This is a genomic window from Aureimonas sp. N4 (genome assembly GCF_001463925.1).
GTDB classification, from domain to species: domain Bacteria; phylum Pseudomonadota; class Alphaproteobacteria; order Rhizobiales; family Rhizobiaceae; genus Aureimonas; species Aureimonas ureilytica_A.
This window is the reverse complement of record NZ_BBWS01000052.1, coordinates 1-22,693: the sequence shown is the minus strand read 5'-3', so window position 1 is coordinate 22,693 and position 22,693 is coordinate 1. Positions and strand designations below refer to the sequence as shown.

Sequence of the window (22,693 nt, the reverse complement as noted above, 5' to 3'; positions counted from 1 at the left end):
CGCGACGCCACGCCTTGGGAGGAACAGCATGAACCCGAAGATGGCCGCTCTCGGCGCGGTACTCGCGACATGGATGACGTCGGCGGCCTTCGCCGAGGAATCGATCCGCATCGGCTTCATCACGACGCTGACGACGCCAGCAGCCGCCATCGGCAACGACATGGTCGACGCCGTGAAGCTCGCGGTCGAGCACGCCGGTGGCACGATCGCCGGCCACCCGATCGAGGTCATCTACGAGGACGACGGTCTCCAGCCGGACCTTGGCCGGCAGAAGGCGGAAAAGCTGGTGCGCCAGGAGAAGGTCGATGTCGTCGCCGGATTCATCTGGTCGAACGTCCTGATGGCCGCGCGCAAGACGGTGATTGATTCCGACGCCTTCCTCATCAGCACCAATGCCGGCCCTTCGGACATGGCGGGAAAGCTGTGCAACCCCGATTTCTTTTCGCTTCGCGGCCAGAACGACATGGTTCCCATGGCGCTCGGGAAGGTCATGAACGAGCAGGAGCGCAAGAAGCTCTATGTGCTTGCGCCGAACTACGCGGCGGGCATCGACATGGTCAAGGGCGTCGAGAGAACGTTCGGCGGCGAGGTGGTCGGCCGCGACTTCACCAAATGGGGCGACGACCCCCAACTCGACTTCTCGGCGGAGCTGGCCAAGGTGGCGGCGTCTGGCGCCGACGCGCTTTTCGCCTTCTATCCCGGCCGGGCGGCCACCTTCGCCCGCCAGTTCGAACAGGCCGGGCTGAAGGACAAGGTCAAGCTCTACAGCGTCTACACTCTGGACCAGATCGTCCTGCCCCAGCTCCAGAAGGCCGGCGTCGATGTCGTCCTGGGCTCGTCCACGGCGGACTACTGGTCGCCCGACATCGACACTCCCGCCAATCGACGCTTCGTCGAGGATTTCCAGAAGCGCTACGGCCGGCTTCCCTCCAACTACGCCGCCGCGGCCTACGATCTCATCCCCTATCTCAAGGCCGCGGTGGAACAGTCGGGCGGCGACATCAAGAACCGCGATGCCGTTCGCAAGGCCCTGATCGCGGCCGACTACGATTCCGTGCGCGGCCGCTACGAACTCGCGCGCAACCATTTCCCCATCGACAACTATCGCGGCCTGACGATCGCTGCGGATGCGAGCGGTGCCTGGACTCTCAAATCCGACGGGGTCGAGCTGAAGCAGCTTGTCGATCCCTATGTCGACGCCTGCCGGAACGAGAAGTGATGGCCTGCGCGCGCACGGAAAGGCGATAGGCGATGGATGCGGTCCTCTTCGTCAATCAGCTTCTGAACGGGGTCCAACTCGGGCTGATCCTGTTCCTTCTGGCGGCGGGCTTGTCGCTCGTCTTCGGGATCATGGACTTCATCAATCTGGCGCACGGCGTCTTCTACATGGTCGGCGCTTATATCTGCGCCACCGTCGCCGTCGCGCTGGACTCGTTCCTGCTCGGCTTCCTCGTGGCGTTGCCCGTCACGCTCGTCATGGGCCTTGCGGCCGAATGGCTGCTCGTGCGCCACTTCTACAAGCGCGACCATCTCGACCACGTGCTCGTCACCTTCGGCATGGTCCTGTGCGCCGACACGGCGGTGAAGTATCTGTGGGGTCCGCAGAGCCTGTCGGTGCCGCTGCCGGCCTGGCTCGGCGGCCAGATCGCGCTCGGCGGCATCACGCTGCCGACCTACCGGCTCTTCATCGTGGTGGTGGCCGCGCTCGTGGCGCTGGCGCTCTGGCAGGTCATCGCGCGCACCCGCGTCGGCATGATGGTGCGCGCCTCGGCTTCCAACGAGGAAATGGCGCGCGCGCTCGGCATCGAGACGCGGATGGTCTTCGCGCTGGTCTTCGCCATCGGTGCGGTGCTGGCCGGGATCGCCGGCATCATGGTCGCGCCGATCACCGGCGCCTCCATCGGCATGGGCAACCAGATCGTCATCCTGGCGCTGGTGGTCATCATCATCGGCGGCATCGGTTCGATCTTCGGAGCCTTCGTGGCGGCCATCGGCGTCGGGCTGATCGACACGCTCGGCCGAGCCTACCTGCCCTCGATCCTCGGCGCGGTCTTCTCGCCGTCCGTGGCCTCCTCGGCGGGACCCTCGCTCGCCTCGATCCTCATCTATCTTTCGATGACGCTCGTCCTGATCTTCCGCCCGTCGGGTTTGTTCCCGCCCGCCAACAGGTGATCCGATGACCGATCTTTCCACAGGGAGCCCGTCGGGGCCGGTCGCCCGCCCCTTGGCGGTTCGAGGTCCGAGCGTCGATCCCGACTTTGCCCTCGCCCTCGTCCTGATAGCGGCGCTCGCCGCCGCGCCCTTCGTCCTCTCGATGCTCGGGCACGACTTCTGGACCGACGTCGCGCTGCGCGCCATGATCCTCGCCATCGCGGCGCTCAGCCTCAACGCCCTGATCGGGCTGGGCGGCCTCGTCAGCCTCGGCCACGCCGTGTTTCTCGGAATCGGCGGCTATGCCGTCGGCATGTTGGCGGACGCCGACATCGACAACGGCTTCGTCCAGCTCGCCGTCGCGCTTTGCGCCTGCGCGCTCTTCGCGCTCGTTACCGGCCTCATCGCGCTGCGCACGCGAGGCGTGCATTTCATCATGATCACGCTGGCCTTCGCGCAGATGGTCTATTTCACCGTCTTCGGCCTGCGCCAGTATGGCGGCGACGACGGGCTGACCATCAACTATTCCAGCCTCTTCGGTCCGCTCGACCTCGGCGACAAGACGCAGCTCTACTATGCCGTGCTCGTGGTCCTTGCCACCGCGATGCTCGGTTTTTCGCGACTACGCCGCTCCGACTTCGGCCTCCTGCTGAAGGCCGCGAAGGGCAACGAGCGCCGCGTGCAGGCGGTGGGCTTCGATCCCGTGCGCTACCGGCTGGCGGCCTATGTCGCGGCCGGAATGCTCTGCGGGCTCGCCGGCTTCCTCGACGCGAACTTCACGAGCTTCGTCACGCCGGCCGCGATGAGCTGGACCGCGTCCGGCGAGCTGATCTTCATCGTCATCGTCGGCGGGGTCGCCACGATCTCGGGCCCGCTCGTCGGTGCCCTCGTCTTCCTTCTGATCGAGGAGTGGATGGGCGGGCTCACGGTCTACTGGCACTTCTGGTTCGGCCTGTTCCTGATCGCCATCGTCCTTTTCGCCCGCAACGGCCTCGTCGGCCTCCTGATCGGACGACGCGCATGACGCACGCTCTGGAAGTCCGCGACCTCAACAAGTATTTCGGCGGCCTCCACGCGACGCGCAACGTGTCGATGGCTCTGCCGCGCGGCGAGATGCATGCCGTCATCGGCCCGAACGGCGCCGGCAAGACGACGCTCATCGCCCAGCTCTTCGGCGAGGTCTCGCCGACGTCCGGGACGGTGCTGGTGAACGGGCGCGACGTCACGCACCGGCCGGTCCACGAGCGCGCCGGGCTCGGCATGGCCCGCTCCTTCCAGATCACCACGCTGGTCCGCGACGTCACGGTCGGCGAGAACGTCTGTCTTGCGCTTCTCGCGCGCCGGGAGCGGGCCTTCCGCTTCTGGCGCCGGATCGACCGCAACGCCGACCTTCAGGACGAGGCGGCGCGGGCGCTGGCCCGCATCGGCATGGGACGGGAACACATGCCCCGTCGCGTGGCGGACATGAGCCACGGCGAGCAGCGCCTTCTGGAACTCGCCGTCGCGCTCGTTGGCGATCCGACGCTCATCCTTCTCGACGAGCCGATGGCCGGTCTCGGCTCGGAGGAAAGCCGCGCGATGACGCGCTTCCTCTCGCAGCTCAAGGGCAGAACCACCGTGCTTCTCGTGGAGCACGACATGGAAGCCGTGTTCGAACTGGCCGATCGGCTGACCGTGCTGGTGCGCGGCGAGGTCGTGGCCGTTGGAACGCCGGCCGAAATCCGCGCCGACGGGCGCGTGCGCGAAGCTTACCTCGGAGAGGACGCCTGAATGCTGCGGGTCAAGAACCTCACGAGCGGCTACGATCGCAGCCAGATCCTCTTCGACATCAGCTTCGAGGTCGGCCCCGGCGAGGTCGTCTGCCTCATGGGCCGCAACGGCATGGGCAAGACCACGACGGTGCGGGCCCTCATGGGCCTTCTGCCGGCATGGGACGGCGCGGTGGAGTTCGAGGGGCGCCGGCTCACGGGTCTTTCGGCGGCGCGCGTGGCACGGCAGGGGCTCGGCCTCGTCCCCGAGGGTCGGCAGGTCTTCTCCAACCTCACCGTGCACGAGAACCTCCTCGTCGTCGCCGCCAACCGGCGGGGCGAGGCGCAGCCCTGGACGGTGGACCGCGTCTACGAACTCTTCCCAGGCCTCCACGAGCGCAACGGTTCCTATGCCAATCTTCTGTCGGGCGGCGAGCAGCAGATGCTGGCCATCGGCCGCGCGTTGATGACCAATCCGCGCCTCCTGATCCTCGACGAGGCGACGGAGGGCCTCGCCCCGGTGATCCGCGACCAGATCTGGGCCTGCATCGGGCGGTTGCGCCAGCTCGGCCAGTCGATCGTGGTGATCGACAAGCACATCCAACGCCTGCTGGAGGTCGCGGACCGTTTCTTCGTCGTGGAGAAGGGGCGGACCGTCTGGTCGGGAGCACCCTCGCGCGTGCGCGCCGAGGAGGCGGTCGTCAAGGCCTATCTCAGCGTCTGAGCGGCCGGCCGCATGGCCGTCAGGGCCTGTGTCGGATGTGCCCGGCCCGCTCGACGCACCACCGGTCGAGGATCGCGATATAGGTCGCGTCGTCCCGTTGCCAGATCCGGTTGACCGCCATGCCCCGGATGACGTTCAGCGTCAGCGTCAGTTCCTCGTCGGCCACCGCCGCGTCGTATCCGGCCTCCACCAGCGAACGGGTCCAGGTGGTCTTCATCTCGCGATGAAAATCGTCGAGCACCGGGGCGAGACGCGCCATCAACTCGTCGTCGGTGCGAGCCGTGACCACCACTTCGAGGGCCGCGACGAAGGGCCATTCGAAATAGACCGACGCGCAGTCGCTCGCGTACTCCCGTAGAGGGTTCGCAGAGCTGCGCGCCGTTTCCGCGCGCTGGCGGCCGATATCCTTCGCCCGCGCATAGGTCTGCTCCGTGGCGGCCACGACGAGATCGATCTTCGACGGGAAATGGTGCACCCGCGCGCCGCTGGAGACGCCCGCCCGCTCGTCCACCAGCGCCGTCGTCAGCCGCGCATGGCCGCGTTCGAACAGGATGTCGATCGTCGCCTGCAGGATCTTCTCGCGCGTCTCGGCGCTGCGTTCCGCCTGTGTGCGGCGTTTCTTTCCCGTCGGCGTCATCCGGCTTCCTCGTTGTGGTCGATCCGTCCGGGGCGGGACGGAACGACCCCCTTCCCCGAAGGCCCACTCATACGAGGAATCCCACACGGCCGGCAAAGTTTTCATTGAAACATACCGGTTGATCTGTTTGTTTATAGCTGCCGGAGGAGGAGCCGGCGGGGAGGAAATCAATGAAAGCGAGATGCATACTGGGCCTGGCCCTTCTGTCGTGCCTGTCGACCACCGCCCACGCGCAGGAGCCGATCCGCATCGGCCTCATCACCACGCAGACGACGCCCGCCGCCATCATCGGGCGCGACGTCGAGGATGCCGTCCGCCTGTCGCTGCAGCATGCCGGGGGCGCCATGGCGGGGCGCCCGGTCGAGCTGGTCGTCGAAGACGACGCGCTCAGTCCCGATGTCGGGCGACAGAAGACCGAGAAGCTGGTGCGCCAGGACAAGGTCGACTTCCTGACAGGCTACATCTGGTCGAACGTGCTCCTCGCGTCGCGAAAGAGCGCGCTCGATTCGGGCACGATCCTGATCAGCACCAACGCCGCACCCTCCGATCTGGCGGGCAAGCTCTGCAATCCGAATTTCTATGCCATGCGCGGCCAAGGCGACGTGATGTCGATGGCGCTCGGCGAGGAGCTCAACCGGCGAGGGGTGAAGAAGATCTACACGATGGCCCCCAACTACGCGGCGGGCCAGGACGTGGTGAAAGGCTTCGCCTCCACCTTCAAGGGCGAGATCGCCGGCCAGGACTTCACCAAATGGGGAAGCGACCCGCAGCTGGACTTCTCGGCCGAGTTCTCCAAGGTCGCGGCCTCGGGCGCCGACGGGCTCTTCGCCTTCTACCCGGGCCGCTCGGCCGCCTTCATGACCCAGTTCGAGCAGTCGGGCCTCAAGGACAAGGTCAAGCTCTACACCGTCTACACGCTGGACCAGATCGCCCTGCCCGCGCTCCAGAAGGGCAACGCCACCGGCGCGCTCGGCTCGGTCCTCACCGACTACTGGTATCCCGATCTCGATACGCCGGCCAACCGCACCTTCGTGGACGACTTCCGCAAGACCTACGGCCGGGACCCTTCGAACTACGCGGCCGCCGCCTACGACGCCGTCTCGCTCATCAAGTCGGCCGTCGAGGCGGTGGGCGGCAAGCTCGACGACAAGGCAGGCCTGCGCAAGGCGTTGGAGGCGGCCCAGTTCGACTCGGTGCGCGGCCAGGTCGTCTTCGGTCCCAACCACATGCCGCTCGACAATTACTACGCGCTGGAAGTCGTCGCGGGTCCGGACGGCAAGTGGCAGATGGGATCGCCCCACCTGGCGCTGGAACGGGGCGCCGACCCCTATGCCTCGGCCTGCAAAATGGCCGCAGCCGACTGACCCGGCCCGGGGCCGGCCACTAGGGAGGCCGCCCCTTTCGCAATGCCTGCGCATCACGAACCCACGAGCGTGTGGGAGCGATGGCGCGCGCCCCGATCCCACACGAACCCGAATGGACACGAGAGAGATGACTTCGCTTCAGGACCTGATCGATTCCAAGCCGAACTTCGTCGAGTATCTCTACAACGATACGATCTCGCAGTATCACAAGTCGCGAACGAGCCTGTTCGCCACGCTCATCGCGCCGGAATACACGACCTGGCGCGAGGAGCAGCGCGCATGGCGCGAGACGGCCGTCCTTTTCAACCAGTCTCACCACATGCCGGTTCTCTACGTGAAGGGGCCGGATGCGAAGAAGCTTCTCGAATACCTCTCGCCCTGCACCTTCTCGAACCTGTCGACGAACCGCGCCAAGCAGTATTTCGCCTGCACGCCGCGCGGCCACCACATCGGCGACTGCATCCTCAACTACTACGGCGAGGACGAGGGCTTCGAGCTGATCTCCGGCATGCCCCTGCTCAATTGGGTCCGCTACAACGGCGAGACCCAGGGTTACGACGTCCACTTCACCTTCGATCCGACGACGCCCTACGCCAAGGACGGCAAGCGGACCAAGTACCGTTTCCAGCTCGAGGGACCGAACGCGCGCGCCATTCTCGACGAGATCTGCGAAGGCGGCTGGCCGGAGCTGAAGTTCTTCAACACGACCTACGTGACCATCGCGGGATGCCGGGTTCACGTGCTGCGCCACGGCATGGCCGGTCACGCGGGCGCTGAGATTTCCGGTCCCTTCGCCGACATGGACACGGTGCGCGACGCCATCCTCAAGGCGGGCGAGCGGCACGGGCTGCTGCAGGCCGGTACGCGCACCTACTACTCCACTCCGCTGGAGGACGGTTGGATTCCCTACCCGCTGCCCGGCATCTACACCGGCGAAGATCTGCGCGCCTATCGCGAGTGGCTGCCCGCCGACAGCTGGGAGGCGAACATGCAGCTCGGCGGCAGCCTCTACAGCGACAATGTCGAGGACTACTACTGGACGCCTTCGGCGCTCGGCTACGAGAAACTGGTGAAGTTCGATCACGACTTCATCGGCCGCGAGGCGATCGAGTCGCAGTTCGCGGGTCCCAAACGCGTCAAGCGCGTCCTTCGCTGGCACCATGAGGACATCAACAAGATCATGGCGTCGCAGCTGGGCGACGGCCCGATCTACAAGGCGCTCGACATGCCCACGGCCTATTTCGGCTGGCCGCAGGCCGACGAGGTGCGCTCCAACGACGGCGCGCTCGTCGGCATGTCCCAATATTGCGGCTACAACATCAACGAGCGCGAGTTCCTGTCGCTCTGCGGCATCGACGAGGCCTATGCGGAGCCGGGCACCGAGGTCGTCCTCACCTGGGGCGAGATCAAGGGCGGCTCGCGCAAGCCGCATGTGGAACGCCACGAGCAGACGACGATCCGGGCGACGGTCCACACCGCGCCCTTCTCGAAGGCCGCGCAGGCAAAGCTGCGCGCCGTGATCTGAGGGACAAAGGCGCCCTTCCGCGGCCGGGCTGCGACGGCCCGGCCCAGCGAGCCCGCAACCGTCCGTCCTTGCCCGATGTCTCGGCCGGCTCGCCACGGGCTCACGCCTTCCCGCCCCCATTCTGCTGCGACCCGCAACGCCCAGCCGCACCGGCGGCTGGGCCAAGGGCGCCCGTGCGCCCGATCGCTCCAATTCGAGGAGACAAGATGCTCTCTTACAGTCTCGCGCTCCGCTGTCGGAACCGCCTCGGAATCGTGGCGGCCGTCGCCGGCGCCATCGCCTCGCAAGGCGGAGATATCGCCGAGGCCGCGCAGTTCGACGATGCGCGCACCGGCTCCTTCTTCATGCGCATCCGCTTCCAGCTGCCGGAGGAGCGGCTCGCCGCCTTCCGCGCCGCCTTCGCCCAACCCGCTGAAGCCTTCGACCTCGAATGGACGCTGCGACCGGCCGACGAGAGGCGCAAGGTGCTCCTCGCCGTGTCGGGCTTCGACCATTGCCTCGTCGACCTCCTCTACCGCATGAAGCTCGGCGAGTTGAACATGGAGTGCGTCGGCGTGGTCTCGAACCATCCTCGCGAGCTTCTGAAGACCGAACTGCCCGATGGCGTGCCCTATCATCACCTGCCGGTCACGCCCGCCAGCAAGGCGCGGCAGGAGCAGTCGATCGTCGATCTCATCGAGTCGAGCGGCGCCGAGCTCACGGTGCTCGCGCGCTACATGCAGATCCTGTCCGACGACCTTTCGCGCTATCTGTCGGGGCGGTGCATCAACATCCACCACTCCTTCCTTCCGAGCTTCAAGGGCGCCCGGCCCTATCACCAGGCGCACGAGCGCGGCGTGAAGCTGATCGGCGCCACGGCGCATTATGTCACCTCCGATCTCGACGAAGGTCCGATCATCGCGCAGGACGTGGAGCCCGTGACCCATGCCGACACGCCCGATGACCTCATCCGCAAGGGTCGCGACATCGAACGCCGCGTCCTCGGACGCGCCGTCGCGCTCCATCTCCAGGACCGCGTGATGATCAACGGCGGCAAGACCGTCGTGTTCGGCTGAGATTCGTCCGATGATGGCCCCCGCTCCCCTCGCCGCCTCCATCGAGGTCAGTCCGAAGCAGGCGATCGAGTCGCCCGACCTGCCCGGCCTTTTTCCGCCGGCGACACGCGTCTACGTCACCGATCTCGGATCGGACGGGGACGAGACCCTCGTGCGCGCCGTGCGGCGGCTCGCCGATCTTGGCTATGTCGCCGTGCCCCATCTCGCCGCGCGCCGCGCAGGCGCGCGCGCCGCCGTCGAGGCCCGCATCGGGGCGCTGGCCGAGCGCGGCGGCGCGCGCGAGATGCTGGTGATCGGCGGTGGCCCCGACCGGCCGGCCGGCGACTTCGCCACCGCGCTCGACATCCTCGAAACGGGCTTCCTCGACCGCTTCGGCTACACCGATGTCGCGGTCGCCGGACACCCCGAGACGAGTTCGGGCTTTCCGGCCGACGCCGCGATGCGCGCGTTGCGCGCCAAGGCCGATTTCGCAGCCAGAACCGATGCGCGCATGCGGATCGTCACCCAATTCGGCTTCGATGGGCCAGCGTTCGTCGCCTGGGCCGAGGGGCTCGCGGCCGAAGGCGTCGATCTGCCGGTCCATCTTGGCGTGGCCGGGCCGGCGAAGCTCACGACGCTTCTGAAATATGCCATGGCCTGCGGCGTCGGCAATTCGTTGGGCTTCCTTCGCAAACGCGCGTTGAGCTTCGGTGCGCTCGCGACGCAGCAGTCACCCGAAGATGTCGTCGCGCCGGTCGAGCGCCATGTTCAAACCCATCCGGACGGCCCGATCCGGCAGATCCACGTCTTCGCCTTCGGCGGCCTGACGGGCGCAGCTGATTGGCTGCGCGAACGCGGATCGTGGTGACACGGCGGGGCGGATCGGCGGCGATCGTCGTCATGGTCTCCCACCGACGCCCTGAACAAGAAGTTGTTCACAGCCCGCTTGCTCTGGAAGGCGATCTCGGCGGGCAGCGTGAAGACGACGTGGACGTATCCGACCGGCAGCAGGTCGATCTGGCGCTCGGCCAGCCGGTCCCTCGCCGCCGCGCCCTGGCAGCGGGGACAGTGCCAGCTGCGGCATGAGCTGTGGGCGACGTGCAGATGGCCGCCGAGCGCGGCGGAGCGGCCGCCTTTCGGCGAATGCCAGCATTCGCCTGTCGGGCAAAGGGTCGAGACCGCCGACCTTGACCTTCACCTCCGCCAGGCTCAGGTGTCCGGCGCGGCTCGCCGGGAACGCAGGTCCAGCAACGCGCAGGATGTCGGCGACCTCGATCGAGGCGACCATCGCCTCAGCCGGGCGACAGTCCCTCGCGGGCAACAGGGCATGGCGATCAAGGGAGCTGACAACAGCCCGCATCGTGCGGACCCGACCTTGGCATGGAGCGCGGTGGTGTGGAGCTCGGCGTGACCGAGCAGAACCTTGGATGACGCGGATGTCGACACCGTCCTCGAAAAGGTGCGTGGCGATGGAACGGCGTAGCATGCGCGGCCCGACGCGCTTGGGGACTTCGGCGGCCCGCGCCGCCTCGATGACGATGCGGTGAAGCGGGTGGGTGGAGATGCCTTGCCCGACAGGCGAATGCGTGAATTCGCCGAAAGGGGCCGATCCCAGCTCAGACCGGGGAACAGCCATCCCTCGCGATGCAGGATGCCCTGCCGATGGCCCTCGATCCACCATTCGCGCAGAAGAGCCAGCGGTTCGGCGGACAGCATGGCGTTGGGGTCGCGCCCGCCCTTGCCGCGCTCGACGCGCAGCAGCATCCACGTGGAATCGACGTCGCCGATCTTCACGGAAAAGGGGACCGTTGGCAAACCGTCCATCGGACTGATCACCACCCAAGGGGCTGACACTCGAAGGCGGTCCGTGCGCTTCCGATCCTTTTTAAGAGGCTGTTTCGGAAGTCCCCGGCGGAGGGGCGGCGAGGGATTTCAGCCGCTCCACGAGGCGCCAAACGCAGTCGATGCCGGTGGCATCGGCGAGGATTGGCAACGAAGTGAGGGGCTGAAAGACCCGGCGAGCCGACCGGGGGACTTTCGAAACAGTCTCTAAGACCTTGCCACTCGGATCGTGCGTTCCCGATAGGGGACATCGGCCGTGTTGGGTGTGTTGACATGGGCTCCATGCCGAGCGCCCCCCAAACCGCCATTCGTCCTCTTCCGAGCGCTGCGTCGGGGATCGAGCCGATATTCGCCAGGACCACGAGGACGTTCGCCCGGCATTTCGGTGATCAGTTCGGGACCGATGTCGTTCTGTCCGGTGCTCAGCGCTCCCGATCTCAGCGACGGACGCCGTGCGGACTTCGAGCTCGCACACCCCCCCAAACCGATCCAGCAGCCGCGTTTCTGTTCCGCAACCTTTGAATGCAGACGAGACCTAGAGCCGATCGTGCCTATCGCGCGACAGGCAAGCGCCACAGCTGGAGCTGCCTCGCGCAGTCCGATCCGATCGGAGGAGGCCCCACCGGGCGATCCCGAAGAGAAGCGCGACAGCCAAGGGATCACTCAGCGGCCAAGACGAGACATCTGCTCAGGAGCGCCCGACCTCGACACGCCGAACAGAGACGAGCCCCGGATCGGGAGAGCGGCCTGCGCGCCGCGCACGGAGGCGGCCGACACCGTAGCTGATGGCGCTGATCGCTCCGACGAAGAAACCGATCGGCAGGTCGAATTGATAGGAGAGCGCGATGGCGATCCAAACCGTTCCAGCCGACAGGCTTGCCGACAAGAGCATGGCCTTGACGGGATGATCCGTGAAGGCGCGCGCGGCCGAGGCCGGCCCCACCATGAGACTGAACACCAGCAAGGCGCCGACGACCGGCAGCGCCATCGTTGTGGCGAGGCCGACGATGCTCAGGAAGCCGATCTCCATCCAGGCGCCCGACACACCACGCGCTTCGCACAGATCGGGTGAGACCGAGCTCAGCAGCAGGGGGCGGAACAGCACCGCCACGGCGATAAGGCAGACCGCGCCGAGCGCCGCGACCGTGCCGAGCGCCGCGCGGCTGATGCCCAGGATCTCGCCGAACAGGAGCGCGTAGATGGCCTGGAAATATTCCGTCGTGCGGCTCAGGAAAAGGGCGCCGAGGCCGAGCAGCATTGCGAGTGTCAGGGCGGTAGCGATATCGCTGCGCCCGAGCCGCGTCAGCTGGCTGATGCCGATAATGCCGAGTGCCGAGAACACCAGAAGGCCGATCAACGGGTCGATGCCGAGAAGGCTTGCGGCCGCAGCGCCCGGAAAGGCGCTGAGCGGTAGCGCATGGGCCGCGAAGGAGGAACCGCGGATCACCACGAAGAAGCCGACGACGCCGGCGACGACGGCGACAAGAGTACCGCCCAACCAGGTGTTGATCATGTAGGCGTCGAACATGCGCTGCCTCAGCTTCCGCTGGCCTTTCGGGATTGCCCCGTGCCCGGCGACCGCCCTGCGCCGTCGCGCGAGACCATCGCGGCCGCCAGATAGACGACGAAGATGATGGAGACGATGCAGAAGCTGACGGGCCAGCCGTGGCCACCCGTCCAGACATAGCTGTCATAGGCGATGACGATGCCGGCCCAGGTGGACGCCACACCGATGGCCGCAGCATACAGGATCGCGGTTCCGGGCCGCTTCGCCCAACGCAGCGCGATGGCGGCCGGCCCGATCAGAAGCGCGGTGGACAGGATGGCGCCGACCGTGATGGCCGAAAGCGCGACGGCCAGCGCCAGCACGACGAGATGCGCCAATCCGACGAGGCGGACGGGTACGCCCCGGACAGTCGCGAGGTCTGGATCGAGCGAGCACAGGAGCAGTGGCCTGTAGAGCAGTGCGATGCCGAGGAGCGCCCCCGCGCCGACCGTTAGGACAAGGGGGACGATCGTTGGCGAGATCGCGAACATCGAGCCGAACATCACGGTGACGGTGGCGCCCGCGGCCGTATGTTTCGTGGTCGCGACCAAGAAAAGCAGAAGGGCGGACACGCCGAGCCCGGCTCCCGTGACGATGCCTGTGACGAGGTCGCGCTCGCTCGCCCTGTCGATGCGGAACGCCTCCATGCTGACCGCCGCGACGACGCCCATGAGGAGGAAGCCGAGCAGCGGATTGATGCCGAAGAGGAACGCGGCGGCACCGCCGGCGCTGCTGACGTCGGCCAGGGAATGGCCCGCGAAGGACTGTCCGCGGATCACCGTGAAGACGCCGATCGCGCTCGAAACGACGGCTGCCGCTCCTCCGATCACGGCGGCGGTTCGCACCGGAGCGCTGGTGAGGAGCCCCGGTTCGAGGATGGCGGAGACGAGGTCAGGCATGTCGATCACGGGACCTGCACCACGGAAGCCGGGTCGCCGCCGAGGGTCGCGAGCGCTTCCCCGGCCGGGTCGGCCGCTACCACAAGGATGCGGCCGTGCACTTGGATGACGTCGATGCGGAACCCGTAGAGCCGGCTCAGCACCTCCGTGCGCACCACCGCCTGCGTGGACCCGGTGGCGGCGCGGCCATGGGCGAGGTAGACGATGCGGTCCATGGCCGACAGCAGCGGGTTCATGTCGTGCGCCGACAGGAGCACGGCCGTCTGAAACTCCCGCGACAAACGGCGAAGCAGCGCCACGATGCCGGCGACGCTTCGGATGTCGAGGTTGGCCAGCGGCTCGTCGAGCAGCAGCAGTCGTGGGCGCCGGATCAGCGCGTGGGCGATCAGAACACGCTGCTGTTGGCCGCCGGAAAGGCGTCCGATCCGCTGGTCGGCGAAGCTGTCGGCCTCGACGGCCTGGAGCATCGCATCCACCTTGGCCCGACGCGCCCGGGACGGCAACGGGATGCCGAAGCGCGCTCCATCGAGACCCAGTTCCACGAGATCGCGCGCCCGCAACGGCATCAAGGGATCGAGCGCGAATTTCTGCGGCACATAGCCGATGGCGGCGCGCTTGCCGCCCCCGAGCATCACTCGACCGCTTTCCGGCGATACGAAGCCAAGGATCGTCCTGAGGAGGGTCGTCTTGCCGGACCCGTTCGAGCCGATGAGACCACAGAATTCGCCGGGCCTGAGGGCGAATTCGATATCGTCCAGGATCAGCCGGCCCGCGAGCGATACGCGGGCCTTGCGGACCTCCAGGACTTTGTCTTCGAGCGGAAGAGTGTCGGTCGTCACTTCTGCAACGATAGGGTCGACGTCTTGTCGGCGACAGCCTTGGTGAGTGCCTCGACCTCGGCCTGCATCCACGACTGATAGGTATATCCGGGGGTCGGCATCGTCTCATAGACACCGACGACGGGAACCCCTGCCTTCTGGGCGGCGTCGAGGAAGGACGTGGTCAAGGCGTCGGTCACTTGTTGATTATAGACGAAGATCTTGACCTTATGGTTGGAGAACAGCTCGTTCTGGATCGTGATGTCCTGCGGAGCCGGATCGGTACCGTCCATCACGGCCTTTTCCAGGGTCTGGGGCGTCATCAGCTTGCAGCCCATGGCCTTCAGGAGATAGTCGGCGACCGGCTCCGTCGTCGCCACCGGCGTGTCGGGATACTTTGCCTTGAAGGCCGCGATACTGTCCATCCATGGTTTCAACGAGGCAACGAAGGCTTCGGCATTGGCATGGAAGGTCGCGGCCTCGGAGGGCTGCAGCTTGGCCAAGGCGTCGGCCACCGCCATGGCGACCACCGGCATCGTCTTCGGATCGTACCAAAGATGCGGGTTCTCGATGTCGTCGGGAAGGTTCAGGAGCTTCTGCACGTTCAAGACCTGACGCTCGGCGTTGGGTGACGCCGCCATCAGCTTATCGGCCCAGCTGTCGTAGCCGACGCCGTTCTCCACCACCAGCTGTGCTTGCGAGAAGGCCATTGCGAGCTTCGGGCTGGCTTCGAACGTGTGTGGGTCCGTGTTGGGATCGGTCAGGATCGCCTCGACATGCACGGCTTTGCCACCGACCTGCCGGATGACATCGGCATATTCGTTCTCGACCCCGATCACTTGGATCGTGGAGGGCGTCTGAGCGGATGCGGAACCGGCCAAAACCATAAGGCCGAGGGTCGCGGCGATGCGAACAAGCGTCATGTGGTTCATCCTGCGCGTCAATGGAAAAAGGCGCGAGCGCCAAGCCAGGACGCCTTAGATATGATATAACATTACATGTCTAGCTCCTATCAGATCGACCTGGGGAAATCCGGACCGATGCGCAGTGAATTACCCCGGGTTTTCCAGAGGCCGTTTCGTTTACGCCTTGCGGCGATCGTCGATGAACGCGATCATCGTTTGAATGGGCGGTCGAGTTCCCCTCCAACAGAAGCGCGTGACCTCGACTTGCCGAATAAAGAAGCCGGCCAATCCGCTCGCGCGATGCAGCCGTGACAGACGGCGCAACCGCGAGAGTTACCTGAAAACGACTGCTAGCTCGGACAGGCAGCCGCATACTTCAGCGCTCTCCGTCAGCAAATTGCGTGAAATTTACTCGGGAGATACACGTATACGATCACAAACCCATTGTTTTGTAATGCTCTGCAATCGACTGGATGGCCAGCATATAGCAAGCCTTTCGCATGCTGAGTTTATCAGGGGATTGCCGTCGAAGGGACGTGATCCGCTCGAACGTCGTGGCGATCGTATCTTCGAGGCCGGATTCCACGAGCTGGCGCTCGGTCGGACCTTCGTTCACGCGCTCCCGAAACGAGGGGGTGAGCTTGCAGCTGCTCTGGCTTTCCATTTCGCCGAGCAATGTGTTGAAAAGGATTTGTTCCCGGCGTCGCTCGAGGCGGCCGAAGCTCATGCGTGACAGATTTTTCGCCCACTCGAAGTATGAGACGACGACGCCGCCGGAATTAGCGAAGATGTCGGGAATGATGGGAATCCCGCGCTCTTCGAGGCGACGCTCCGCCTCGGGCGTCACGGGGCCGTTCGCCGCCTCGACGACGAGCCTGGCTTCGACGTGCTCGACGTTGTCGGCCGTGATGACGCCCTCGTGGGCCGCCGGTACGAGAATGTCGCAAGGGGTGGCAAGCACCGCGTCGCGATCGGCGTTGAAGCTGCCGCCGTTGAAGCCGGAAAGGCCACCCGTCGCTTTCATGTGCGACGTCAACGCAGCGATGTCGAGGCCATCCGGGTTGGCGATGCAGCCGTCCCGGTCGCTGACGGCGACGATCCTCGCTCCGTCCCGGGATGCGAAGCGCGCAAGGTGCGAACCGACATTTCCGAAGCCCTGAACGGCGATGGTCATGCCGGCCACGGAGGCGGGAAAGCCAAGCTCACGGGCTTCCTCCGACTGGAGGAAAGCCTGGACAGCAAAATGCACCCCGAGCCCCGTCGCTTCCGTTCGCCCCTCGATCCCGCCATGCGTCAGCGGCTTGCCCGTGACGCAGCCCGGCGCATTGATGTCCGCGGCATGGGTTCGCCGATACTGGTCGGCCATCCAGGCCATCTCGAGCGGGCCGGTTCCGACGTCGGGCGCGGGCACGTTCTGCGAGGGGCTCAGGAGATTGCGACGGATAAGCTCGGCTGCGAAGCGCCGGGTAATTTGCTCGCGTTCGGCGACGCTCCACTGCGCATTGTCGATCTTCAGTCCGCCCTTCGAACCGCCGAACGGGATGTCGACGAGCGCGCACTTCAAGCTCATCAGGGTCGCGAGGGCTTCGACCTCTTCCCGATCGACGTCGGGCGCATAGCGGATCCCGCCCTTGACCGGTTCGATATGATCGGAGTGAACGGCACGATACCCCTCGAACGTATGAAGCGTGCCGCGCAGGCGGACGCCGAACTTCACCGTATATGACGAATTGCAAACCTTGATCTTATGCGCGAGCGCCGGCTCGAGGGCGAGCGACGTGGCGGCTTCGTCGAATTGCTCCTCGACGGCCTGGATGAAGTTGAACACCGTATGACCTCCCATTTCGGTGACGGCTCTCCTAGGCGCAAACATTCGATGCTAGAAGGGGCAACGAGAGCAACAGGTGGTGCAAAGCAGGAGCGTTTATGAGCAGTTCGGTGCGGTTCTCCGGCTACACAGAGCTTCAGGATTCGATTGCGGCGCATTTTCCCGGTCTCACGCCACAGGAGCAGCTGCTCGCCAAGGTCATCATGGAGCGACCGACGGACGTCGCCTTCAGCAGCATGCGCAAGCTCGCCGCCAGCGCGAACGTCTCGCCCTACTGCGCGATCCGCCTCTTCAAGAAGCTGGGTTTCGCGTCCTTCGACGAAATCCGGCAGCTCGCGACCGCCGCACTGGTCGAGAACCCGGTGGTGGCGCTGGAGAAAGCCCAGGCCTCCCCGCAGGTGGGGCCGGGCAGCATGCTGGCGACGCAGGTGGACATGGTGGTCCGCGCCATCAAGAACCCGACCGTCGCCGAGCTCGACGCCGTCGCGGCCATCCTGGCGCGGGCCAAGGTCAACTACATCGCCGGTTTCCGCACCTCGCAGGCCTTGGCGCAGCATTTTCACTACTGCGGCCAGCATGCGCACAAGAACCTCCTGATCATTACGGGTGAAAGCAGCTACGCCATCGACCAGCTGGCGGGCATCGGTAGCAGCGATGTGCTGTTCGTCCTGTCCTTCAAGCCCTACGCGCAGCTCTCGATCCGGTTGGCCCAATATGCCAAGGGCCGCGGCGCGCGCATCCTGGCGCTGACGGACAACAAGCTGTCGCCGATCTATCGCTTGGCCGACGACATCCTCTTCGTCGCCGCCGAGGGAACGTCCTACTTCAACTCCCTCGTCGGCCCCACCATCGTGCTCGAGCGGCTTCTGGTCCGCATGCATGCGTTGAACGAAGGCGGCGCAGCCGCGCGGCTCAAGGAGTATCGCTCGCTCCACCGCTATCTCGATCGCGCCAACCGCTGACGGCACCGCAACGGCTGGTGCGAAATTCACAGACTTTGCACTGACTTGATGCTGAGCGATTGAAACGGACGCGGGCGACATGCATCCCGGCTCCCGCGAGACCGCCCCCTGGGACCGATGCTGGCCACGCCGATCCGTGCCGACCCCGCCGGACCGTTCCTCGCAAGCCATCCTGCGAAGCCAGGCGCCGTAGAAGGACGTGTAGTTGATGTCGTCAAACCCCTGCCTTGCGAGCGTCGTCGCGGAAATTGCCGACGAGGTCGGACGAATGACGGAGCGCGGAGACGTCGCCCGGTACATTCCGGAACTCGCCCATGTCGATCCGCGTCAGTTCGGCATGGTTGTCGTCGATGCGGACGGGCGTGTCTTCGCAGCTGGAGATAGCGACACGCCGTTTTCGATCCAAAGCATCTCGAAGGTCTTCACGTTGACCATGGCGCTCGGCATGATCGGCGACCGCCTGTGGCAGAGGGTCGGCCGGGAGCCGTCGGGCAACCCGTTCAATTCGATCGTCCAGCTCGAACTCGAACACGGCGTTCCGCGCAATCCCTTCATCAACGCGGGTGCCATCGCCGTCACCGATGTCATCGTGGCCTCGCACCAGCCACGCGAAGCGATAGGAGAAATCCTGCGCTTCCTTCAGTCTCTCGCCGCAGACCGGCGGATCGTGATCGACAAGACCGTGGCCGACTCGGAGAAACGGACTGGGTTCCGCAACACCGCCCTTGCGAACTACATGAAAAGCTTCGGGGTGATCGAGCGCCCGGTCGAATTCACGCTCGGCGTCTACTTTCACCAATGCGCCATCGCCATGTCCTGCCGGCAGCTCGCCACGGCGGCGCGCTATCTCGCTTTCGGAGGAGCGGACCCGGCGACGGGACGCGCTGTCGTGACGAGCGAGCGAGCACGCCGCATCAACGCGCTGATGCTGACCTGCGGCCACTACGACGGTTCGGGAGACTTCGCCTACAAGGTCGGCCTGCCCGGCAAGAGCGGCGTCGGCGGCGGCATCATCGCCGTGGCTCCCAACACGGCCTCGATCGCGGTCTGGTCGCCCGGCCTCGACCGTGCCGGGAATTCGCTGCTCGGTCAGTTCGCCCTCGAACGCCTCGTCAAAAGAACGGGATGGTCGATTTTCGGTCCCTAGGGGCGGTTTGACTCGGCGCTACCTCGCCGACCGAGCGTTATGGTGAGGGCGGCTCGAAGGGGCTTGCACGCTGCGCCCAAGCGCAACGATTGGTGCGTAACCAACAATTTGCCGCCTAACATGTTGCGGGTCGATTGTACGGCGTGGAGAGTTCGGGCATCTCCCGTCGCCAGGTCGCCACTGTGCTGAAGCGGCCATGTCTGGGAGGACAATCTTGCATACTCTACTGAAGACGATCGCTGTGCTCGGCATGGCCGGCGCGGCCATGATGGCCTCCGTGCCGGGCTGGGCGAAAGATCTGGTGGTCGCCACCGACACGGCCTTCGTGCCCTTCGAGTTCAAGCAGGGCGACCGATATGTCGGCTTCGACATCGATCTGTGGGATGCGATCGCCAAGGATATGGGCGTCACCTACAAGCTCCAGCCGATGGACTTCAACGGCATTATCCCCGGCCTGCAGACGCATCAAGTGGATGTGGGCATCGCGGGTATCACCATCAAGGACGAGCGTCGAAGGGCCGTCGACTTCTCCGACCCGTACTACGACAGCGGCCTGCTTCTCATCGTGCCGAAAGGGAGCGCCATCAAGTCGGGTGCGGACCTCAAGGGCAAGGTTCTCGCCGTGAAGACCGGAACGGCGTCCGTCGACTATGCCAAGGCGAACTTCCCGGACGCGGAGCTGCGCCTCTTCCCGAACATCGACAACGCCTATCTCGAGGTCCAGACGGGCCGCGCGGACGCGGCCCTGCACGATGCCCCGAACGTCTTGTACTTCATCAAGACGAATGGGCAGGGAAAGGTGCAGGCCGTGGGTCCGCAGCTCCAGGCCCAGCAATACGGGATGGCGTTCGAGAAGGGGAGCGAGCTGAGGGAAAAGGTCAACGCGAGCCTGGCCAAGCTGAAGGCCAACGGCACCTACAAGGCGATCTACGCCAAGTGGTTCGGCGAAGAGCCCCCGAAGCAGTGATCCGACGCTGACGAGCCGCGTCGTCGCCCAGGTCGGTCACCGGGCCGGGCGACGGCGCTGCCTTCCGGCGATCGCACGAGCGGGTGACCCGTCCTCTGCGGGGACCGGGTCATCGTCGTCGCGGTAACGCCCGGCGGCCCGTAGCCCGCCGCCGGCCTCTCCGCTCCCTTTCCGTCTTATCGGCAGGACGTGTTCCGTCCTCCTCGCAGGGATCTGCGTCCTATGGATTTTGACTGGTCTGTCATCTGGCAAGCCCTGCCGGAACTTTTGAAGGGCGCGCGCCTGACGATATTCATCGCCCTTGTCGGTCTTGTCGGCGGCATGGCGATTGGCACACTCGTCGGTCTCGTCCGCGCCTACGGCCATCCCATCTTCAACTGGCTGTGTTTCATCTACGTCGAGCTCATCCGCGGCACGCCCATCATCGTGCAGGTCATGTTCATCTATTTCGCGCTTCCCCTTCTGGCGGATGTGCGGATCGACCCGCTCTCGGCCGCGATCACCTCCATTGTCATCAATTCCAGCGCCTACATCGCCGAGATCGTGCGCGGGGCCTTCCTGTCGGTCCACAAGGGTCTGAGGGAGGCCGGTCTGGCCTTGGGTCTGCCGTTCTGGAAGGTGCTGGCCTACGTCATCGGCCCGCTCGCTTTCCGCCGCATGACCCCGGCCCTCGGCAACCAGTGCATCGTGAGCCTGAAGGACACTTCGTTGTTCATCGTCATCGGCGTGGGCGAACTGACCCGCTCCGGGCAGGAGATCATGGCCTCGAACTTCCGCGCGGTGGAAATCTGGTCGGCGGTCGCGATCATCTATCTCGCGATGACGGCGGTTCTGTCGCTCGTCCTGCGTACCACCGAAAAGAGGATGCGGATCCTGTGAGCATCGTAGAATTCAAAGGTGTCACCAAGCGGTTCGGCACCGTCACCATCCTCGACAACGTCGACCTTTCCATCCCCGTCGGCGAGAAGCTGGTGCTGATCGGCCCCTCCGGCTCCGGCAAATCGACGCTCCTGCGCTGCATCAACGCGCTGGAGGAAATCGATGGCGGCGACCTCATGGTCGATGGGCACAGCGTGAAAGGCGGTTCCAAAACCGTGCGCCTCATCCGCCAGGAAGCGGGTATGGTGTTCCAACAGTTCAATCTTTTTCCGCAGATGACGGCGCTGGAGAACGTCGCCTTCGGTGCCCGCCACGTGCGCGGCACGCCGAAGCGGCAGGCCGAGGAGGAGGCCCGCGAACTGCTCGCCAAGGTCGGCCTCGCCGAGCGCGCCGGCCACTATCCCGGCGAACTGTCGGGTGGCCAGCAGCAGCGCGTCGCCATCGCCCGGGCGCTCGCCGTGCGTCCCAAGCTGATGCTTTTCGACGAGCCCACCTCGGCGCTCGATCCCGAACTGCGCCAGGAGGTGCTGTACGTCATGCAATCCTTGGCCGAAGAAGGGATGACGATGATCGTCGTCACGCATGAAATCGGCTTCGCCCGTCAGGTCGGGACGCGGCTGATCTTCATGGAGGGCGGCAAAATCACGGTGGACGGCCCTCCTGCTGAACTCATCTCTACCCCTCAGAACCCAAGGCTGCGCGAATTTCTTCGTCACGTGCACTGACAGGTATCGACTCCGCATGGATGGGCTGTTGACGTGCCTCCGGCTTTGGACCGCCCGGCTGGAAGATTTCCGGGGTGATTTGCTCAGGCGGGCGGGCCTCCGTCCGAGCGTTTCATCAGCTCGATCGGGGTCTTGTGGCCGATCGCGCTGTGAAGCCGGACTTCGTTGGTGTCTCTACGCCAAGCCTCCATCTTGGTCTTCGCGTCGTCAAGGCTCATGAACCAGTGGATGTTCCGGCACTCCGCTCGGAACTTGCCGTTGAAGCTTTCGATGAAGGCGTTCCGGCATGAGGGCGCCGGTCCCCTGTTCCCGAGATGGGATGGAGCGGATAGCTTCCTCCGATCCGGGCCACGGAGCACCGGGAGCACGAAGAATGCGGGCAGGCCGTCGCACTGACATGAGCTGCGAGCTCGAAGTCGTTATCTGGCCGCCCCTGCGACTAGCCCGGATGCGCTGCGAGCGCGGATCCGTAATTGTCGTGTCGCCCGCCGGCTCCCCTGATCTCACAGACCAGGAGGAGGACATGCGTATCGTCGGCATGGACATCCACCGGGTGGCGGCCGAGGCCGTGGCGCTGCTCGACGGCAAGTTGGTGAAGCTCGGCCGCATCCCCATGCTGCGCGACAGCCTCGAGGCGTTCGCGCGAACCGCTTTTGCCAAGGACGATCACGTCGTCGTCGAGGCGACAGGCAACGCCGCTGCCGTCGTCGAGGTGCTGGCGCCTCATGTCGGCCGCTGATCGCGTTGTAGAACGAGTTGTTCATATTGGCGTCGTCCAACTGCCTGTGCACAAGATTTTTTAAAGTATTTCCGCAAGCTGGACTAAGTCTTTGGCTTCAAAGTCCCAGTCTTTGCTATCTGCACATCCCCTGTCACCGGGAGCTGTTGTTTCATTGTCTCGGGGAATATATGCGGTTTTCAACCCGCACTGGCGTGCGGCTTCCAGATCGTAACCATGCGCCGCGATCAGCATGGCTCGCTCCGGCGGAACC

21 protein-coding genes and 4 pseudogenes are annotated in these 22,693 nt (G+C 65.4%); 15 read left to right on the top strand and 10 right to left on the bottom strand.

Going from position 1 to position 22,693, the window contains the following annotated elements:
- Positions 1-28: 28 nt before the first annotated feature.
- Genes AUL28_RS17580 through AUL28_RS17560 form a run of 5 tightly spaced genes read left to right on the top strand, consistent with a single transcriptional unit; the run spans position 29 to position 4,623 of the window.
- Positions 29-1,219: an ABC transporter substrate-binding protein gene (locus tag AUL28_RS17580; RefSeq protein WP_202814895.1), complete on the top strand. Its 1,191-nt coding sequence runs from the start codon at positions 29-31 to the stop codon at positions 1,217-1,219.
- 32 nt (positions 1,220-1,251) lie between these two features.
- Positions 1,252-2,172 (top strand): branched-chain amino acid ABC transporter permease, encoded by a 921-nt coding sequence (locus AUL28_RS17575; RefSeq protein WP_058600601.1) that lies wholly within the window; start codon positions 1,252-1,254, stop codon positions 2,170-2,172.
- Between the two features lie 4 nt (positions 2,173-2,176).
- Positions 2,177-3,175 (top strand): branched-chain amino acid ABC transporter permease, encoded by a 999-nt coding sequence (locus tag AUL28_RS17570; protein WP_082640545.1) that lies wholly within the window; start codon positions 2,177-2,179, stop codon positions 3,173-3,175.
- Entirely contained in the window at positions 3,172-3,921 is a 750-nt protein-coding gene (locus tag AUL28_RS17565; RefSeq protein WP_058600599.1) for an ABC transporter ATP-binding protein, read from the top strand. The genes AUL28_RS17570 and AUL28_RS17565 overlap by 4 nt, the downstream gene beginning before the upstream one ends.
- Complete coding sequence (locus tag AUL28_RS17560; RefSeq protein WP_058600598.1) at positions 3,922-4,623, top strand: ABC transporter ATP-binding protein; 702 nt, start codon at positions 3,922-3,924, stop codon at positions 4,621-4,623.
- A gap of 19 nt (positions 4,624-4,642) precedes the next feature.
- On the opposite strand, the gene AUL28_RS17555 is transcribed toward AUL28_RS17560, so the two are convergent.
- Positions 4,643-5,260, bottom strand: a complete 618-nt coding sequence (locus AUL28_RS17555; protein WP_062235103.1) for a TetR/AcrR family transcriptional regulator — start codon at positions 5,258-5,260, stop codon at positions 4,643-4,645.
- Between the two features lie 170 nt (positions 5,261-5,430).
- Here AUL28_RS17555 and AUL28_RS17550 point away from each other — a divergent pair, with 170 nt between their 5' ends.
- The 4 genes from AUL28_RS17550 (at position 5,431) to AUL28_RS17535 (ending at position 10,051) form a co-directional block, all read left to right on the top strand.
- Positions 5,431-6,624, top strand: coding sequence for an ABC transporter substrate-binding protein (locus AUL28_RS17550; RefSeq protein ID WP_062235101.1), 1,194 nt, complete (start codon positions 5,431-5,433; stop codon positions 6,622-6,624).
- 127 nt (positions 6,625-6,751) lie between these two features.
- Complete coding sequence (locus tag AUL28_RS17545; RefSeq protein ID WP_082640543.1) at positions 6,752-8,149, top strand: aminomethyltransferase family protein; 1,398 nt, start codon at positions 6,752-6,754, stop codon at positions 8,147-8,149.
- Positions 8,150-8,355: 206 nt separating this feature from the next.
- Positions 8,356-9,204: a formyltetrahydrofolate deformylase gene (gene purU / locus AUL28_RS17540; protein ID WP_062235095.1), complete on the top strand. Its 849-nt coding sequence runs from the start codon at positions 8,356-8,358 to the stop codon at positions 9,202-9,204.
- A gap of 10 nt (positions 9,205-9,214) precedes the next feature.
- A complete protein-coding gene (locus tag AUL28_RS17535) occupies positions 9,215-10,051 on the top strand; it encodes a hypothetical protein (protein ID WP_062235092.1) in 837 nt (278 codons plus the stop codon).
- A gap of 10 nt (positions 10,052-10,061) precedes the next feature.
- Here AUL28_RS17535 and AUL28_RS23775 read toward each other — a convergent pair.
- The 7 genes and pseudogenes from AUL28_RS23775 to AUL28_RS17500 all read right to left on the bottom strand — a co-directional run.
- Positions 10,062-10,471 (bottom strand): annotated as a pseudogene (locus AUL28_RS23775) (transposase zinc-binding domain-containing protein); the annotation flags it as partial.
- On the bottom strand, positions 10,393-10,977 hold the full coding sequence (locus AUL28_RS22250) for a hypothetical protein (RefSeq protein WP_192843489.1): 585 nt from the start codon (positions 10,975-10,977) through the stop codon (positions 10,393-10,395). The gene AUL28_RS22250 and the pseudogene AUL28_RS23775, both read right to left, overlap by 79 nt.
- A 736-nt stretch (positions 10,978-11,713) precedes the next feature.
- Positions 11,714-12,553, bottom strand: a complete 840-nt coding sequence (locus AUL28_RS17520; protein WP_062235082.1) for a metal ABC transporter permease — start codon at positions 12,551-12,553, stop codon at positions 11,714-11,716.
- A gap of 8 nt (positions 12,554-12,561) precedes the next feature.
- A complete protein-coding gene (locus tag AUL28_RS17515) occupies positions 12,562-13,470 on the bottom strand; it encodes a metal ABC transporter permease (RefSeq protein ID WP_062235131.1) in 909 nt (302 codons plus the stop codon).
- A 5-nt stretch (positions 13,471-13,475) separates the two neighbouring features.
- The gene (locus AUL28_RS17510) at positions 13,476-14,309 is read right to left on the bottom strand and encodes a metal ABC transporter ATP-binding protein (RefSeq protein WP_062235079.1); all 834 of its coding nucleotides are present in this window, start codon (positions 14,307-14,309) and stop codon (positions 13,476-13,478) included.
- The gene (locus tag AUL28_RS17505) at positions 14,306-15,211 is read right to left on the bottom strand and encodes a metal ABC transporter solute-binding protein, Zn/Mn family (RefSeq protein ID WP_058600588.1); all 906 of its coding nucleotides are present in this window, start codon (positions 15,209-15,211) and stop codon (positions 14,306-14,308) included. Before AUL28_RS17505 ends, AUL28_RS17510 begins: the two co-directional genes overlap by 4 nt.
- A gap of 415 nt (positions 15,212-15,626) precedes the next feature.
- Positions 15,627-17,021, bottom strand: a complete 1,395-nt coding sequence (locus AUL28_RS17500; RefSeq protein WP_244493560.1) for a Glu/Leu/Phe/Val family dehydrogenase — start codon at positions 17,019-17,021, stop codon at positions 15,627-15,629.
- A 98-nt stretch (positions 17,022-17,119) separates the two neighbouring features.
- On the opposite strand from AUL28_RS17500, the gene AUL28_RS17495 reads away from it, so the two are divergent.
- The 5 genes from AUL28_RS17495 to glnQ all read left to right on the top strand — a co-directional run bounded on the left by AUL28_RS17495 (position 17,120) and on the right by glnQ (position 21,701).
- Positions 17,120-17,983, top strand: a complete 864-nt coding sequence (locus AUL28_RS17495; RefSeq protein WP_058600585.1) for a MurR/RpiR family transcriptional regulator — start codon at positions 17,120-17,122, stop codon at positions 17,981-17,983.
- Positions 17,984-18,191: 208 nt separating this feature from the next.
- Positions 18,192-19,130, top strand: a complete 939-nt coding sequence (locus AUL28_RS17490) for a glutaminase (protein ID WP_062235076.1) — start codon at positions 18,192-18,194, stop codon at positions 19,128-19,130.
- 250 nt (positions 19,131-19,380) lie between these two features.
- Positions 19,381-20,097: a glutamine ABC transporter substrate-binding protein GlnH gene (gene glnH, locus AUL28_RS17485; protein WP_156420060.1), complete on the top strand. Its 717-nt coding sequence runs from the start codon at positions 19,381-19,383 to the stop codon at positions 20,095-20,097.
- Positions 20,098-20,319: 222 nt separating this feature from the next.
- Entirely contained in the window at positions 20,320-20,976 is a 657-nt protein-coding gene (gene glnP / locus AUL28_RS17480; RefSeq protein ID WP_062235074.1) for a glutamine ABC transporter permease GlnP, read from the top strand.
- Positions 20,973-21,701 (top strand): glutamine ABC transporter ATP-binding protein GlnQ, encoded by a 729-nt coding sequence (glnQ, locus tag AUL28_RS17475; RefSeq protein ID WP_058600582.1) that lies wholly within the window; start codon positions 20,973-20,975, stop codon positions 21,699-21,701. The genes glnP and glnQ overlap by 4 nt, the downstream gene beginning before the upstream one ends.
- Before the next feature lie 83 nt (positions 21,702-21,784).
- Here glnQ and AUL28_RS22245 read toward each other — a convergent pair.
- Positions 21,785-21,985, bottom strand: a pseudogene (locus AUL28_RS22245) (integrase core domain-containing protein); the annotation flags it as partial.
- 239 nt (positions 21,986-22,224) lie between these two features.
- On the opposite strand from AUL28_RS22245, the pseudogene AUL28_RS23065 reads away from it, so the two are divergent.
- A pseudogene (locus AUL28_RS23065) lies at positions 22,225-22,437 on the top strand (IS110 family transposase); the annotation flags it as partial.
- A 63-nt stretch (positions 22,438-22,500) separates the two neighbouring features.
- On the opposite strand, the pseudogene AUL28_RS22790 reads toward AUL28_RS23065, so the two are convergent.
- A pseudogene (locus AUL28_RS22790) lies at positions 22,501-22,693 on the bottom strand (haloacid dehalogenase type II); the annotation flags it as partial.

Excerpts from the sequence above, each read along its gene's own strand:
- AUL28_RS17580 (WP_202814895.1), top strand. The coding sequence starts at position 29 with ATGAACCCGAAGATGGCCGCTCTCGGCGCGGTACTCGCGACATGGATG.
- AUL28_RS17575 (WP_058600601.1), top strand. The coding sequence starts at position 1,252 with ATGGATGCGGTCCTCTTCGTCAATCAGCTTCTGAACGGGGTCCAACTC.
- AUL28_RS17570 (WP_082640545.1), top strand. The coding sequence starts at position 2,177 with ATGACCGATCTTTCCACAGGGAGCCCGTCGGGGCCGGTCGCCCGCCCC.
- AUL28_RS17565 (WP_058600599.1), top strand. The coding sequence starts at position 3,172 with ATGACGCACGCTCTGGAAGTCCGCGACCTCAACAAGTATTTCGGCGGC.
- AUL28_RS17560 (WP_058600598.1), top strand. The coding sequence starts at position 3,922 with ATGCTGCGGGTCAAGAACCTCACGAGCGGCTACGATCGCAGCCAGATC.
- AUL28_RS17555 (WP_062235103.1), bottom strand. The coding sequence starts at position 5,260 with ATGACGCCGACGGGAAAGAAACGCCGCACACAGGCGGAACGCAGCGCC.
- AUL28_RS17550 (WP_062235101.1), top strand. The coding sequence starts at position 5,431 with ATGAAAGCGAGATGCATACTGGGCCTGGCCCTTCTGTCGTGCCTGTCG.
- AUL28_RS17545 (WP_082640543.1), top strand. The coding sequence starts at position 6,752 with ATGACTTCGCTTCAGGACCTGATCGATTCCAAGCCGAACTTCGTCGAG.
- purU (WP_062235095.1), top strand. The coding sequence starts at position 8,356 with ATGCTCTCTTACAGTCTCGCGCTCCGCTGTCGGAACCGCCTCGGAATC.
- AUL28_RS17535 (WP_062235092.1), top strand. The coding sequence starts at position 9,215 with ATGATGGCCCCCGCTCCCCTCGCCGCCTCCATCGAGGTCAGTCCGAAG.
- AUL28_RS17520 (WP_062235082.1), bottom strand. The coding sequence starts at position 12,553 with ATGTTCGACGCCTACATGATCAACACCTGGTTGGGCGGTACTCTTGTC.
- AUL28_RS17515 (WP_062235131.1), bottom strand. The coding sequence starts at position 13,470 with ATGCCTGACCTCGTCTCCGCCATCCTCGAACCGGGGCTCCTCACCAGC.
- AUL28_RS17505 (WP_058600588.1), bottom strand. The coding sequence starts at position 15,211 with ATGACGCTTGTTCGCATCGCCGCGACCCTCGGCCTTATGGTTTTGGCC.
- AUL28_RS17495 (WP_058600585.1), top strand. The coding sequence starts at position 17,120 with ATGAGCAGTTCGGTGCGGTTCTCCGGCTACACAGAGCTTCAGGATTCG.
- AUL28_RS17490 (WP_062235076.1), top strand. The coding sequence starts at position 18,192 with ATGTCGTCAAACCCCTGCCTTGCGAGCGTCGTCGCGGAAATTGCCGAC.
- glnH (WP_156420060.1), top strand. The coding sequence starts at position 19,381 with ATGGCCGGCGCGGCCATGATGGCCTCCGTGCCGGGCTGGGCGAAAGAT.
- glnP (WP_062235074.1), top strand. The coding sequence starts at position 20,320 with ATGGATTTTGACTGGTCTGTCATCTGGCAAGCCCTGCCGGAACTTTTG.